General features: G+C 71.8%; 14 protein-coding genes. 6 read left to right on the top strand and 8 right to left on the bottom strand.

The window, feature by feature from the left end; all coding sequences use genetic code 11:
* Nucleotides 1–9: 9 nt before the first annotated feature.
* Together AB0J90_RS34620 and AB0J90_RS34625 are read right to left on the bottom strand one after the other, a co-directional pair.
* Nucleotides 10–1,518, bottom strand: coding sequence for a leucyl aminopeptidase family protein (locus AB0J90_RS34620; RefSeq protein ID WP_363603309.1), 1,509 nt, complete (start codon nt 1,516–1,518; stop codon nt 10–12).
* Nucleotides 1,519–1,672: 154 nt separating this feature from the next.
* The gene (locus AB0J90_RS34625; protein ID WP_007455245.1) at nt 1,673–1,840 is read right to left on the bottom strand and encodes a DUF3117 domain-containing protein; all 168 of its coding nucleotides are present in this window, start codon (nt 1,838–1,840) and stop codon (nt 1,673–1,675) included.
* A gap of 190 nt (nt 1,841–2,030) precedes the next feature.
* Between AB0J90_RS34625 and AB0J90_RS34630 the strand changes: the two genes are divergently transcribed.
* On the top strand, nt 2,031–2,846 hold the full coding sequence (locus tag AB0J90_RS34630) for a PaaX family transcriptional regulator C-terminal domain-containing protein (RefSeq protein WP_363603310.1): 816 nt from the start codon (nt 2,031–2,033) through the stop codon (nt 2,844–2,846).
* Nucleotides 2,847–2,851: 5 nt separating this feature from the next.
* A complete protein-coding gene (locus AB0J90_RS34635) occupies nt 2,852–3,643 on the top strand; it encodes an enoyl-CoA hydratase-related protein (protein WP_363603311.1) in 792 nt (263 codons plus the stop codon).
* 56 nt (nt 3,644–3,699) lie between these two features.
* On the opposite strand, the gene AB0J90_RS34640 is transcribed toward AB0J90_RS34635, so the two are convergent.
* From AB0J90_RS34640 to AB0J90_RS34655, 4 genes are read right to left on the bottom strand one after another with little or no spacing between them, the layout of a single operon-like run.
* A complete protein-coding gene (locus tag AB0J90_RS34640; protein WP_363603312.1) occupies nt 3,700–4,266 on the bottom strand; it encodes a hypothetical protein in 567 nt (188 codons plus the stop codon).
* 30 nt (nt 4,267–4,296) lie between these two features.
* Complete coding sequence (locus AB0J90_RS34645; RefSeq protein WP_363603313.1) at nt 4,297–4,914, bottom strand: DNA-3-methyladenine glycosylase I; 618 nt, start codon at nt 4,912–4,914, stop codon at nt 4,297–4,299.
* A 56-nt stretch (nt 4,915–4,970) separates the two neighbouring features.
* Nucleotides 4,971–5,471 carry an SRPBCC family protein gene (locus AB0J90_RS34650; protein WP_363603314.1) on the bottom strand — a complete coding sequence of 167 codons (501 nt, stop codon included), beginning with the start codon at nt 5,469–5,471 and terminating at the stop codon, nt 4,971–4,973.
* Nucleotides 5,468–6,196 carry a DivIVA domain-containing protein gene (locus AB0J90_RS34655; RefSeq protein WP_363603315.1) on the bottom strand — a complete coding sequence of 243 codons (729 nt, stop codon included), beginning with the start codon at nt 6,194–6,196 and terminating at the stop codon, nt 5,468–5,470. The genes AB0J90_RS34650 and AB0J90_RS34655 overlap by 4 nt, the downstream gene beginning before the upstream one ends.
* Before the next feature lie 128 nt (nt 6,197–6,324).
* Here AB0J90_RS34655 and folP point away from each other — a divergent pair, with 128 nt between their 5' ends.
* Entirely contained in the window at nt 6,325–7,194 is an 870-nt protein-coding gene (folP, locus tag AB0J90_RS34660) for a dihydropteroate synthase (RefSeq protein WP_363603316.1), read from the top strand.
* Nucleotides 7,195–7,242: 48 nt separating this feature from the next.
* Here folP and ndhC read toward each other — a convergent pair whose 3' ends face one another.
* On the bottom strand, nt 7,243–7,632 hold the full coding sequence (ndhC, locus tag AB0J90_RS34665; protein WP_363603325.1) for an NADH-quinone oxidoreductase subunit A: 390 nt from the start codon (nt 7,630–7,632) through the stop codon (nt 7,243–7,245).
* Between the two features lie 128 nt (nt 7,633–7,760).
* Nucleotides 7,761–7,985 (bottom strand): helix-turn-helix domain-containing protein, encoded by a 225-nt coding sequence (locus tag AB0J90_RS34670; RefSeq protein WP_363603317.1) that lies wholly within the window; start codon nt 7,983–7,985, stop codon nt 7,761–7,763.
* Nucleotides 7,986–8,156: 171 nt separating this feature from the next.
* Here AB0J90_RS34670 and AB0J90_RS34675 point away from each other — a divergent pair, with 171 nt between their 5' ends.
* The 3 genes from AB0J90_RS34675 to AB0J90_RS34685 all read left to right on the top strand — a co-directional run bounded on the left by AB0J90_RS34675 (nt 8,157) and on the right by AB0J90_RS34685 (nt 12,835).
* Nucleotides 8,157–9,671, top strand: a complete 1,515-nt coding sequence (locus AB0J90_RS34675) for a hypothetical protein (protein WP_363603318.1) — start codon at nt 8,157–8,159, stop codon at nt 9,669–9,671.
* Nucleotides 9,672–9,960: 289 nt separating this feature from the next.
* A complete protein-coding gene (locus AB0J90_RS34680) occupies nt 9,961–11,808 on the top strand; it encodes a 2-oxoacid:acceptor oxidoreductase subunit alpha (protein ID WP_363603319.1) in 1,848 nt (615 codons plus the stop codon).
* Nucleotides 11,801–12,835, top strand: coding sequence for a 2-oxoacid:ferredoxin oxidoreductase subunit beta (locus AB0J90_RS34685; RefSeq protein ID WP_363603320.1), 1,035 nt, complete (start codon nt 11,801–11,803; stop codon nt 12,833–12,835). The genes AB0J90_RS34680 and AB0J90_RS34685 overlap by 8 nt, the downstream gene beginning before the upstream one ends.
* The last annotated feature ends 118 nt before the right edge of the window (nt 12,836–12,953 follow it).

Below are 12,953 nucleotides of genomic sequence, written 5' to 3' on the forward strand. Positions count from 1 at the left end.
GGCGGGGGGCTACCCCAGGTCGCCCAGCCAGCGCAGCAGCGTACGGACGCCGTAGCCGGTGGCGCCCTTGGTCACCGGGCCGTCGTTGCCCTCCGCCCAGGAGGGGGCGGACATGTCGACGTGCACCCAGCGGTCGCGCAGCGGGCCGGTGAACTCGCGCAGGTAGAGCGCGGCGGTCACCGATCCGGCGCCGCTGGCCGGGGCGCTGTACAGGTCGGCGATGTCGCTGCCGAGGTACTCGACGTAGTCGTTGGGCAGCGGCATCCGCCAGGCGAGTTCGCCGGCCGTACGACCGGCGCCGATCAGCGCCTCGGCCAGCTCGTCGTTCTCGCTGTAGAGGGCGGCGTGACGCTTGCCGAGCGCCACCGCGTTGGCGCCGGTGAGCGTGGCGATGTCGATCAGCAGGTCCGGGGCGAGTTGCTCGACCGCGTACGCGAGCGCGTCGGCGAGCACCAGCCGGCCTTCTGCGTCGGAGTTGGTGGTCTCGCTGGTCAGGCCACCGTAGTGGCGGATCACGTCACCGGGGCGGAAGGCCGAGCCGCTGACCATGTTCTCGGCGAGCGGGGCGAGCGCGGTGATCCGTACCGGTAGTCGCAGTTCGGCGGCCCCGAGGGTGGCGGCGACGATGGCGGCGGCGCCGGCCATGTCCTTGCGCATCAGCTTCATCGCCTCGCGCGGCTTGATCGAGATGCCGCCGGTGTCGAAGGTGATGCCCTTGCCGACCAGCACCACGTGGGTGCTCGCGCCGGCCGGGTGCCAGCTCAGTTCGACCAGACGCGGGCCGGTCGCGGAACCGCCGCCGACGGCCAGGATGCCGCCGAAGCCCTCGTCGGCGAGTTGTTCGGGTTCCCGCACTCCGACGGTCAGGCCGGGGTGCTCGGCCGCGGCGGCGACGATCTGGTCGGCGAGCCATTGCGGCGACTTCGTCGAGGACGGGGTGTTGATCAGGTCGCGGGCGAACCGGGTGGTCCGGGCGGTCACCCTGGCCAGTTCGAGGGCCGGTTCGTGGGCGGCCGGATCGGCGACCGCGATCAGCACCTCGGTGAGGCCGGCCGGCTCGGTCGCCTGGGCCAGCCGGAACCGGTACGACGCCAGCCACAGCCCCTCGGCCAGTCCGCGTACGGCCTCCGGGGTGACATCGGCCGGCATCGCTATAGTGATCGAAGTCTCACGAGTGCTACGGGTGATCGCCGCTCCGGCGGCCCGCCAACCGGCCTCGTCGCCGGCTCCGACGCCGACCAGCAGCAGCCGGCTGGGCTGGCGCAGCGCCCGGGCCGCCAGGTGGGTGGTGCCCGCCGAACCGGTCTGTTCGACCAGTGGCAGCAGCGCGGTGGCCTCGGCCAGCAGCTCTTCCGGCAGGGCCGGCGCGATCGGCGGGAGTTCGGCGACCGGACGCTCGTCGCGGTCGGGTTCCCCGGTGCTCCGGCCCTGGTCGGGCGTGGTCGCTTCGACGGGGCGGACGGGTAGGACGAGGGCGTCGAACCCGGTGGGATCGGCGACGAGACGGATGGTCAGCACGCCGACCGTACCTCCAGAGATCGTGGGACGAGCAGGCCGCCGACGCGGCTTCACCGCACTCGGGGCCGGGTAACGTGCTGGGCCACCGAAGTCACCGGTGGCCCAGCACGGACGAAGGTCCGGGCACGCGGCGCGCCCGGACCTTCGTGATCACTTAGCCCGCGGCGGCCTTCAGCGCGTCACCGAGCGCGTTGGCCTCGTCAGGAGTCATCTCGACGACGAGCCGGCCACCACCCTCCAGCGGAACCCGCATGACGATGCCCCGGCCCTCCTTGGTGACTTCCAGCGGACCGTCGCCCGTCCGCGGCTTCATCGCCGCCATGTTGTCTCCCCTCAGACCTTCACCAGGGTCGGTGGGTTGCCCCACATCCACTTCGTCGACATACCCGCGCTCACGGCCCGCGGTGCCGACCCACGATTTTCCCTGATGAACACCGCCGGACCCAAACCGAACCAGCAACGCTGTAACAGCGTCTAGCATATCTTGCGAAGGGCTGTCACAATGTGCGGTCATGCAGGCACGGTCGGCACTCTTCGACCTGTACGGCGACTATCTGCGCGGCCGAGGTGGCCGTGCGCCGGTCGCCGCCCTGGTCAAGCTTCTCGCACCGCTGGGGATCGCGCCACCGGCGGTACGGACTGCGGTCTCCCGCATGGTCCGTCAGGGCTGGCTCTATCCGGCCCGCCTGAGCAGCGGACCTGGTTATCTGTTGAGCCCGAAAGCCGCCCGCCGGTTGGACGAGGCAGCTGCTCGAATCTACCGTACCGGCAAGATCGGCTGGGATGGCCGGTTCGACCTCATCGTGCTGCAACCTCCGCCGGCCCGCCGGGACCGCCAGCGGCTCGACACCAGCCTGGCCTTTCTCGGCTACGGCATGATCGACGAGCAGACCTGGGTCGCCACCCGCACCGGCGAGGAGGTGGACGGGGTGCTCAGCGAGGCCGGCGTGCGTTACGAGCGATTCTCCGCCGCGCACGCCGCCGGCACGCCAGGGGCGATGGGCCTGGTCCGCCGGGCCTGGGACCTCGACGAGATCGGCCGGGCCTACGAGGGGTTCATCGCCGAACAGCGCGCCCTGGTCGGCGCGGTGACCGTACGCAGCAGTGACGAGGACGCGTACGCGGCCCGCTTCCGCCTGGTGCACGCCTGGCGTACCTTCCTCTTCCGAGATCCGCAGTTGCCACCGGCGCTGCTGCCGGAACGGTGGCCCGGCACCAGCGCGGCCGCCTTTTTCGACCGGCATGCGGCCCGCCTGCGTCCCGCCGCCGACCGATACGTCGAGCACTGCCTCGACGTCAGCAAGGTTCCCCGACAGAAGGGCCCGTAGAAATCGTGACCGAGCCGTTGCTCATCGAGCGTGCCGACGCAGTCGTCACCCTGACCCTCAACCGCCCCGAGGCGATGAACTCGCTCAACGTCGCGCTCAAGGTCGCGTTGCGCGACACCCTGGCCGAGTTGGAGACCGACCGCTCCTGCCGCGCGGTGGTGCTCGCCGGCGCCGGCCGGGCCTTCTGCACCGGTCAGGATCTGCGCGAGCACGTCGAGACCCTGCGCACCGGCCGGGCCGACCCGCTGGGCACCGTACGGGCGCACTACAACCCGATCGCGGCCCGGCTGGGCAACCTGCCCAAGCCGGTGGTCGCCGCGGTGCGGGGCATGGCCGCGGGGGCCGGCGCGTCGCTGGCGTTCCTCTCCGATTTCCGGATCGGCGGGCCCAAGACCAGCTTCCTGATGGCCTTCGCCAACGTCGGCCTGGCCGCCGACACCGGTGCCTCCTGGTCGCTGCCCCGTCTCGTGGGGCACGCCAAGGCGGTCGAACTGCTGATGCTCGCCGAGCCCGTGTCTGCCGCCGAGGCCGACCGACTCGGTCTGCTCACCCAGCTCGTGGCGGACGACGACGACGTACTGCCGGCGGCGCAGGCGCTGGCCGCCCGACTCGCCGCCGGCCCGACCGTGGCGTACGGCGCGATCAAGCGGCAGCTCTCCGTCGGTGACGCCGGCACGCTCTCCGAGGCTCTCGCGGCCGAAGCCCAGGCGCAGGCGATCTGTGGTGCCACCGAGGACCACCGGGCCGCCACCGCCGCCTTCGTCGACAAGCAGCGACCGGTTTTCGTCGGCCGCTGAGCCGGTCTTCCCGGTGCCCGGCCTGCCGGGGACACCGCCACCGGGTCGAGCCGGTGTCAGTCGTCGTCCTCTTCCGGGTCCTGGTTGGCCTCGACGCCGAGCACGAACGCCTGCATGGCCAGCTCGTTCCCGGCGGGCGAGACGAACGTCGGCAGCTCCTGTGGCCCGAGGTCGCGCACGTAGGACCAGAAGAGTGCGACGGCCTCGGCCGGTGACGCGGCCTCGATCGGCAGGTCCAGGCTGACCAGCCAGGTGCTCCGGTCGCGCGGCGGCCCGACCCGGTCGGCCAGCGCCCGGTAGGTGGCCGGGTCGACCGGGGTCAGGGGTCCGTCGAGGGTGAGCTGGTCGACCTCGGCCGGCGCGTCGAAAACCCGTCGGGTGTACGTCACCACCAGCGCGCCGGGGCCCTCACCGTCGGGGTCCCGGTCCTGCTCGACCCCGTACGGGGTCACCCGGCCCAACGCCACCAGGAGCGGGCTGCCGCCGTCGCGCAGCACCAGCACCGGGTCGCCGTTGGCGGGTCGGTGCCCGCCCTCCAGCCCGGTGAACTCCACGCTGTCGTGGTGGTAGAGCCGCTCCGCCTCGTACCGCTCGTCGCTGATGACCACCGCCCAGGCGCTCATGCCCGAGCCTCGTTCCGCTGACCCATGGGTCTATCCCATCACGGCCGCTACCGGCGGCTCGGAACGACCGGTGGGGTTCGTCCGCCGGGCGTGGCAGCCGACCAGGTGGTCGTCGACCATTCCGGTTGCCTGCATCAGCGCGTACGCCGTGGTCGGGCCGACGAACCGGAAGCCCCGCTGCTTGAGCGTCTTGGCCAGGGCGGTCGACTCCGGCGTACGCGCGGGCACGTCGGCGAAGGTGAGTGGTTCGGCCCGCTGCCCGGTCTTCGCGAAGCTCCAGAGCAGGGCGGAGAGCCCGTCGGGCAGGTCGAGGGCGGCGCGGGCGTTGTTGACGGCTGCCTCGATCTTGCTACGGTTACGGACAATTCCGGCATTTACCAGCAGGCGCTGGACGTCCGACTCGTCGTAGCCGGCGACGGTTTCCAGGTGGAACCGGTCGAACGCCACCCGGAAGGCCTCGCGCTTGCGCAGGATGGTCAGCCAGGAGAGCCCGGACTGGAACGCCTCCAGGGTGAGCCGCTCGAAGAGGGCGTCGTCGCCGCGCAGTGGCCGCCCCCACTCCTGGTCGTGATATGTCGCATAGTCCGGCGTGCTCGCGCCCCAGCCGCACCGGGCCAGCCCGTCCGCGCCGATCACCAGATCCGTCACGGTCACTACGGTAGGTCAGGACGCCGGCCGGTGCTAACCCGCCGGCAGGGCCGTGATCAGGGCAACTGCCCGCTCTCGACCAGCCGGGCGAACCGCTTCAGCGCCTGGCCGAGGCTGAGCTTCGAGCCGGGCCAGAGCACCGGCCAGGCCCACCGGCCGACCGTACCGCCGGGCAGGTGGAACCACTCGTGCCAGACCACCTGGGTCCGCTCGCGGTCCATCGGGGTGCAGCGCAGCACCCCGGGGCCGCGCAGCAACCGTCCACAGTGCAGAACCCGCAGCTCGTACGGCGCGTCCACGCGGATCACCCGCATCTCATCGCGGAGCACGGCCGGACCGACAGTGGTCACCGCCTCGATCATGCTGCCCTCGCCACCGTCGCCCTCGACCACCCGGACCCGGGTGAACGGGATCCAGTCGCCCTGGCGTTCCCACGCGGTGAAACCGGCGAACACCGTCGCCGCGGGCGCCCGCACGATCACCGTCGCGGTGACCTCACCGGCACCCGGCTGCCGTACGGCATCGTCGAAGGCTTCCGGGCCGGTGGCCCCGCTCACCCGCGCTCCGACCGGAGCGCGGGACCGGCGCTCTCCGCCCGCGTCCCCGCGTCCTCCTTCGCCACGTCCCGAACCGCTCCACTGTCGGAGTCGGTCTCGGCCGTGGCCGCATCGGTCTGCGTGGGTGCGGTGTCGGACCGGGCCGGTGCGTTGCCGGAGTCGGCCGGGACGGTGCCCAAGCCGGCCGGCGCAGTGTCCGAGTCGGCGGTGCCCAGGTCGGCGGTGGCGGAATCGGTATGGGTCGGGTCGGCGGTGGCGGAGTCAATATGGGTCGGGTCGGCAGCCGGGGTGACACTGACCGGGTCGCCGACCTCGGGCCGGTGGACCGGCGAGCCGTTCTGCGCGGCCGCTCCCCCGGCGGCGGTCGCGAGCGCCGCCACCCGGGCACGGCGCAGCTCGTCGGCGTCCGCACCGCGACCCTCGCGCAACGCCTCCACCTCCGCCTCCAGCACGCCGATCAGCTCGTCCTTGTAACCGATGTCGTAGGCCGCCCGCGCGAACGCCTGGTCGACCTGGCTCATCCGGTACCCGCGCAGCGCGGTGTCGAACCGCACGTCGCTGACATCGGACTCCGCCAATGGACGGCTGGCCGGCAGCGGCACCGCGCGACCGTCCGGCTCGGCCGGCGCCAGACCGGGATCGGTGCCGGTCAACAGCACGGTCACGCCGAAGACGACCGCGGCGGCGGTCAACGCCACAACCAGGAGGAGGAGAAACTGACCCATAGAAGAATCGTGTCACGCCCGACCCGGCCGGGCGACCCCGCCACCCCGCCGGACTCCCGTCGCACCGCCCTCGTCGGCGGCCGGTTAGCGTCGGGACCGTCGGTGGTCGGCTTCGAGGGAGGTTCCGGATGGGTCGGACGTTACGGCTGGGTACGCAGACCTTCGCCCCCGGTGACCTGGCCGTGATGGCGATCGTGAACCGTACGCCGGACTCGTTCTTCGATCGGGGCGCGACGTTCGCCGCGGACGCCGCCCTGCGTGCGGTGGAGCGGGCGCTCGTCGAGGGAGCGCAGATCATCGATATCGGTGGTGTCAAGGCCGGCCCCGGGGCGGAGGTCGGGGTGGCCGAGGAGATCCGCCGCACGGTGGCCACCATCGCCGCCGTACGGGCCGAGTTCCCGGACGTGGTGATCTCGATCGACACCTGGCGGGCCGAGGTCGCCGTCGAGGCGGTGGCCGCCGGTGCAGACCTGCTCAACGACACCTGGTCCGGTGCCGACCCGGCACTGGCGCAGGTCGCCGCCGACACCGGCACGGGGCTGGTCTGCTCGCACGCCGGTGGGCTCAGTCCGCGTACCCGGCCGCACCGGGCGGCCTTCGACGACGTGGTGGCCGACGTCGTGTCGACGGTGACCGGCCTCGCCGAGCGCGCGGTCGCCCTCGGGGTACGACCCGACGGGATCCTGATCGACCCGGCGCACGACTTCGGCAAGAACACCCGGCACTCGCTGGAGATCACCCGTCGGCTCGACGAGCTGACCGCGACCGGCTGGCCGGTGTTGGTGGCCCTGTCGAACAAGGACTTCGTCGGCGAGACGCTGGACGTGCCGGTCGACGAGCGGCTGGAGGGCACGCTCGCGGCAACCACGGTCTCCGCCTGGCTGGGCGCGCGGGTCTTCCGGGCGCACCAGGTACGCCAGACCCGCCGGGCGCTCGACATGGTCGCCTCGATCCGGGGTGACCGCCCGCCCGCGCTCTCCCGTCGCGGCTTGGCCTGAGCCCCGGCCCTCGGCTACACCTCCGTCGGCCCGGCCCTCGGCTACGCCTCAGTCCGACCAGCGGAGGATGTTCTTGCGCCAGGCGTAGAGGATGCCCAGCGCCAGTACGGCCACGAAGATCGCCATCTCGACGACGGTGACCAGGCCGAAGCCGGGCCGGTCGAACACGACCGCCCAGGGGAAGAGGAAAACCGCCTCTACCGCGAAGAGCACGTAGAGGTAGGCGTAGACGTAGTAGCGGATCTGGACCTGGGCCCAGCCGCTGCCGACCGGGTCGACCCCGCTCTCGTAGGTGGCCCGCTTGCCCGGCGGATCGGCCGGGTGAGCCGGCCGGAGCAGCCGGTTCGCCGAGAACGCGCCGACGAAAACCAGGACGCTGGCGAGCAACAGGAGCCCGAGCGTCGCGTACGAGCCGAGATAGCCGCTCATGCGCGGCAGCCTACCCGTACCGGCGCCCGGTCAGGGCCGAGCGTGGAGCCCGGTGGTCAGCGGCAGAGCGTGGAGCCCGGTGGTCAGCGGCAGAGCGTGGAGCCCGGTGGTCAGCGGCAGAGCGTGGAGCCCGGTGGTCAGGGGCGACCGGCGGACAGCAGCCGGCAGTGGGTGGCGTACCTGCGGCGGACCTCGCGGTGGGTGACGCCGAGCGCGAGGGCGATCTGGGGCCAGTTCAGGCCGGCGTTGCGGGCCCGCCGCACCTGTGGCGCCTCGGCCCGCTCGGCGCTGCGGCGCAGCTCTCCGGCGGCGCGCAGGGCCCTCCTCGGGTCGTCGTCGGAGTGTTGTGCGACCAGTGGCATGACGGCAGCCTCCTCATCCTTATCGTCAACATACGTTGACGGAGGTCGGATCGTCAACAAATGCTGACGGCGGTACCCGCCCGTTACTGATTTGTTCCGTGTGGAGTCGCCGTACCCGGCCCGGCGACGCCGAATAATGAGGCTGACCAAGCGGCACCACCGGAGGGCTGGATGGCAGGCGTCGAGTTCGGACCACGTACTCACGCGCACCCGCACACCCACGGCCGGGTCGGTCGCCGCCCCGGTGCCCGTACCCGTAGCTCGGGCGGGGTGTTCGCGAACGCCGCGCTTGCCGTCGCCGCGCTCGTCGCGCTCACCGCCGCGGGACTCGCCGTGATCACCGCCGCCGACCCGGGCCGGCCGGCCGCCGCCACCACGCGGACGGTGCCCGAATCGGAGGAGCCCGGCGGCGGAGGGACCACCCCGGAGGACCCGGAGCCGAGCCAGCCCCCGGAAACCGAGCAGCCGACGGCCACCCCGCCCTCCGCGCCGGCCACCGAGACACCGACCGACGGGCCGACCACGGTCGCGCCGACCGAGCCGTCCCCGCCGGACGACCCGCCCTCGACCGGCGGTCCCGCCCCCACCCCGGCCTTCCCGGTACCGCCCAGAACCCTGCCCAGGCCACCGTCGCGACCGGGCCAACCATCGTTCGGCGTCAGCGTGACCACCGGCGACATCGTCCTCACCAGCGCCTACTGGGGTGCCCGGAGCACCACCGCGGAACTGCCGGTAACCGTGACGAACACCGGTGACGTACCGCAGCTCGTCCGGATGCGGTACGCGCTGCCCGAGGGCGTCACCGACGCCGGCACCCAGGGCTGCGCGGTCGCCGGGCCCGGGACGTACCGGTGCGGGGCCTGGACCGCCGCGGCGGGTGCCCGATTCACCGCCCGGATCCGGGTCTCGGTCGCGGCCGACGCCTGGCAGCGGATGCCGCTGGACGGCTCGGTCCAGGTCAGCGCCACCGACCCGGCGCGACCGGCGATGGCCGCGGTGACCGACGAGGAGGGCTTCGCGGTCCTCTTCCCACCCGGCCCGCCGTCAGCCGGGGTGACGCTCGGCGCCGACGAGGTCAACTTCGACGTGACCGGGCGGCAGACGACGCTGGTGGTCCGACTCGGCAACACCGGAGCGGCCGACGCGGCGGGCACCGTGGAGGTCGTGCTGCCGGCCGGCGTCACCGTGCCGACCCCGCCGTCCGGCTGCCGGTCCACCGCCCCCTCGCCGAGCGCTCCGGCACCGGCCGGTACCGACCCGACCAGCCCCGGCCCGAGCGGCGCGGGACCGGCCGGTAGCCGGCGGGTCGCCTGCGACCTCGGCCCCGTCCGGGCCGGGCAGACGGCCACCGCCCGGCTGCCGGTGGACGCCACCCCGGACGCACAGCGGATGGCACCACTGTCCGGCGCCGTCATCGGCACCCTCGCCCCGGCGCACGGCCGGACCGGCCGGATGCAGATGAGCTTCCGGATCAACGCGGTCGCGGCCAGCTCGACCACCACGGCAGCCGGCGTGGCGCCGGCCGGCTCCCAGGGGCTGCTGCCGGTGGTGCGACCCGTCTCACGCCCCGACGACGGCCTGACCGGCACGCAGCGGACCGCGATCGGACTGATAGTGGTTTCCGGGCTGCTGGTGGTGCTGGCGCTCACGCTGGCGGCCGTGACGCTACGGCGGCACACCCCCTGACCGGGGCGGATATCGCGATCGTGCGGACTTGCTCTTCGGCTCGGCAATCAGCGGCGTGGGCCGCGGGCTTCGGGCGATGATGGATCGGGAACCGGACCCGAACCCCAGTGATCTGGGTTACGTCGATCGAGTTTGACCCGGCAAATGCCGGCAAATGCACTTTCTTGCCCTTCCCATCCGGCGGACCTGGGGGAAGGTTTACCTAAGGGTCCGACGTAGGCTCTCGGTTGAGAGACAGGCGGGGACAGACCATTTGGCGTACGAACCGCCGCCGGCGACAGGAGGTCACGTGACCAAGCAGGTCCGTCAACTGGATCGGGTGGTGATCCGGTTCGCCGGCGACTCCGGCGACGGGATGCAGCTCACCGGCGACCGCTTCACCTCGGAAACCGCGCAGCTCGGCAACGACATCTCCACCCTGCCGAACTTCCCGGCCGAGATCCGGGCACCCGCCGGCACCCTGCCCGGCGTGTCCAGCTTCCAGGTGCACTTCGCCGACTACGACATCCTCACCCCGGGTGACGCGCCCAACGTCCTGGTCGCGATGAACCCGGCGGCACTCAAGGCGAACCTCACCGACCTGCCGCGCGGCGCGGACATCATCGTCAACACCGACGAGTTCACGAAGCGCAACCTGGCCAAGGTCGGCTACACGGTCAGCCCGCTCGAAGACGGCTCCCTGGACGGCTACGCGCTGCACCCGGTCGCGCTGACCTCGATGACCATCGGGGCGCTCGCCGAGCTGAACGTCGCCAAGAAGGACGCCGAGCGGGCCAAGAACATGTTCGCCCTCGGCCTGCTCTCCTGGATGTACTCCCGGCCGTACGCGTCCACGATCCGGTTCCTCGAACGCAAGTTCGCCAAGCGGCCCGAGCTGATCGCGGCGAACACCGCCGCCTTCAAGGCCGGCTGGAACTTCGGCGAGACCACCGAGGACTTCGGCGTCCGGTACGAGGTCAAGCCGGCCAAGATGGACCCGGGCACGTACCGCAACATCACCGGCAACGCGGCGCTCTCGCTCGGCCTGGTGGCCGCTGGCGTACGGGCGAAGCTGCCGGTCTTCCTCGGCGCGTACCCGATCACCCCGGCCTCGGACATCCTGCACGAGCTGAGCAAGCACAAGCGGTTCGGCGTGACGACGGTGCAGGCCGAAGACGAGATCGCGGCGATCGGCGCGGCCCTGGGCGCCTCCTACGGCGGCGCCCTCGGCGTGACCACCACCAGCGGCCCGGGTGTCGCCCTCAAGGGCGAGACGATCTCGCTCGCGGTGGCGCTGGAACTGCCGCTGGTGATCGTCGACGTGCAGCGGGCCGGGCCGTCAACGGGTATGCCGACCAAGACCGAGCAGGCCGACCTGAACATGGCGCTGTACGGCCGGCACGGCGAGGCGCCGGTCGCGGTGATCGCCCCGAGGTCCCCGTCGGACTGCTTCCACGCCGCGATCGAGGCGGCCAGGATCGCGCTGACGTACCGCACGCCGGTGATCCTGCTCTCGGACAACTACGTCGCCAACGGCTCCGAGCCGTGGCTGCTGCCCGAGGTCGACTCCCTGCCCGACCTCCAGGTCGACTTCGCCACCACACCCAACGGCGAGGACGGCACCACGTTCCTGCCGTACCTGCGCGACCCGGTGACGCTGGCCCGACCGTGGGCGATCCCCGGCACGCCGGGCCTGGAGCACCGGATCGGCGGTCTGGAGAAGGCCGACAAGACCGGTGACATCTCGTACGACCCGGCGAACCACGACTTCATGGTGCGTACCCGGGCGGCGCGGATCGAGGCCATCCCGGTGCCGGACCTCGAGGTGGAGGACTCCGACGGTGACGCCCGGGTGCTCGTCCTCGGCTGGGGTTCGACCTACGGCCCGATCGGCGCGGCCTGCCGCGCGCTGCGGCAGAAGGGCCTTTCGGTGGCCCAGGCGCACCTGCGCCACCTGTCGCCGATGCCGGCCAACCTCGGCGAGGTGCTGAAGGCGTACGACCGGGTGGTCATCCCGGAGATGAACCTCGGTCAGCTCGCGCACGTGATCCGGGCCCGCTTCCTGGTCGACGCGATCAGCTACAACCAGGTCCGGGGGCTGCCGTTCACCGCCGCCGAGCTGGAGTCCATGCTGGAAGAGGTAGTGAAAAATGCCTGAGCCCCTCGCCCTCAAGCTCACCGCCAAGGACTTCAAGTCCGATCAGGAGGTGCGCTGGTGCCCCGGCTGCGGTGACTACGCGATCCTGGCCGCGATCCAGCAGTTCATGCCGGAGTTGCAGATCCCGCGCGAGCGGACCGTGTTCGTCTCCGGCATCGGCTGCTCGTCCCGCTTCCCGTACTACATGAACACGTACGGGATGCACTCGATCCACGGGCGGGCCCCGGCGATCGCGACCGGCCTGTCGGTTTCCCGGCCGGACCTGTCGGTCTGGGTGGTCACCGGTGACGGCGACGCCCTCTCCATCGGCGGCAACCACCTGATCCACGCGCTGCGGCGCAACGTCAACCTGAAGATCCTGCTGTTCAACAACCGGATCTACGGCCTGACCAAGGGTCAGTATTCTCCCACCTCGGAGGTCGGCAAGATCACCAAGTCGACTCCGGTCGGCTCGGCGGACTCGCCGTTCAACCCGCTGTCGCTGGCGCTCGGTGCGGAGGCGACCTTCGTCGCCCGCACCATCGACTCCGACCGCAAGCACCTCCAGTCGGTGCTCCGGGCCGCGGCCGAGCACCAGGGCTCGGCGTTCGTGGAGATCTACCAGAACTGCAACATCTTCAACGACGGCGCGTTCGACCAGCTCAAGGAGCCGGGCACGCGTGACGACTACCTGATCCGACTGGAGCACGGTCAGCCGATCACGTTCGGCGCGCAGGGACAGTTCTGCGTCGTACAGACGCCGGGCGGCTTCGGGCTGGAGGTCCGCGAAACCGCCGCCGTACGCCCCGAGGACATCGTGGTGCACGACACCGGGGTGACCGAGCCGGCGTACGCGTTCGCGCTCTCCCGGCTGCCCGGCTTCGACCTGCGCAACACCCCGATCGGGGTGCTCCGGAAGGTGTCCCGGCCGTCCTACGACAGCATCGTGCAGGAGCAGGTCGCCACCGCCGTGGCGGGCACCAGCGAGACGCCGGAGCAGCAGCTCGCCGGCCTGCTCAACAGCGGCGACACCTGGACGATCATGTAGTTCACCCCCAGCAGACGTCGACGGGCCGCACGGAAAACCGTGCACGACGATCCTGCCGTACGCCCGAGGGCGGTTGCTAGCCGAGCCCGCCGCGCAGCACCCGTACCCGCCCCGCGAA

Origin of the sequence: Micromonospora sp. NPDC049523 (genome assembly GCF_040676775.1) — a bacterium.
Lineage (GTDB): Bacteria > Actinomycetota > Actinomycetes > Mycobacteriales > Micromonosporaceae > Micromonospora_G.

Excerpts from the sequence above, each read along its gene's own strand:
- AB0J90_RS34630 (WP_363603310.1), top strand. The coding sequence starts at position 2,031 with ATGCAGGCACGGTCGGCACTCTTCGACCTGTACGGCGACTATCTGCGC.
- AB0J90_RS34640 (WP_363603312.1), bottom strand. The coding sequence starts at position 4,266 with ATGAGCGCCTGGGCGGTGGTCATCAGCGACGAGCGGTACGAGGCGGAG.
- AB0J90_RS34675 (WP_363603318.1), top strand. The coding sequence starts at position 8,157 with ATGGCAGGCGTCGAGTTCGGACCACGTACTCACGCGCACCCGCACACC.
- AB0J90_RS34625 (WP_007455245.1), bottom strand. The coding sequence starts at position 1,840 with ATGGCGGCGATGAAGCCGCGGACGGGCGACGGTCCGCTGGAAGTCACC.
- AB0J90_RS34670 (WP_363603317.1), bottom strand. The coding sequence starts at position 7,985 with ATGCCACTGGTCGCACAACACTCCGACGACGACCCGAGGAGGGCCCTG.
- AB0J90_RS34655 (WP_363603315.1), bottom strand. The coding sequence starts at position 6,196 with ATGGGTCAGTTTCTCCTCCTCCTGGTTGTGGCGTTGACCGCCGCCGCG.
- AB0J90_RS34685 (WP_363603320.1), top strand. The coding sequence starts at position 11,801 with ATGCCTGAGCCCCTCGCCCTCAAGCTCACCGCCAAGGACTTCAAGTCC.
- folP (WP_363603316.1), top strand. The coding sequence starts at position 6,325 with ATGGGTCGGACGTTACGGCTGGGTACGCAGACCTTCGCCCCCGGTGAC.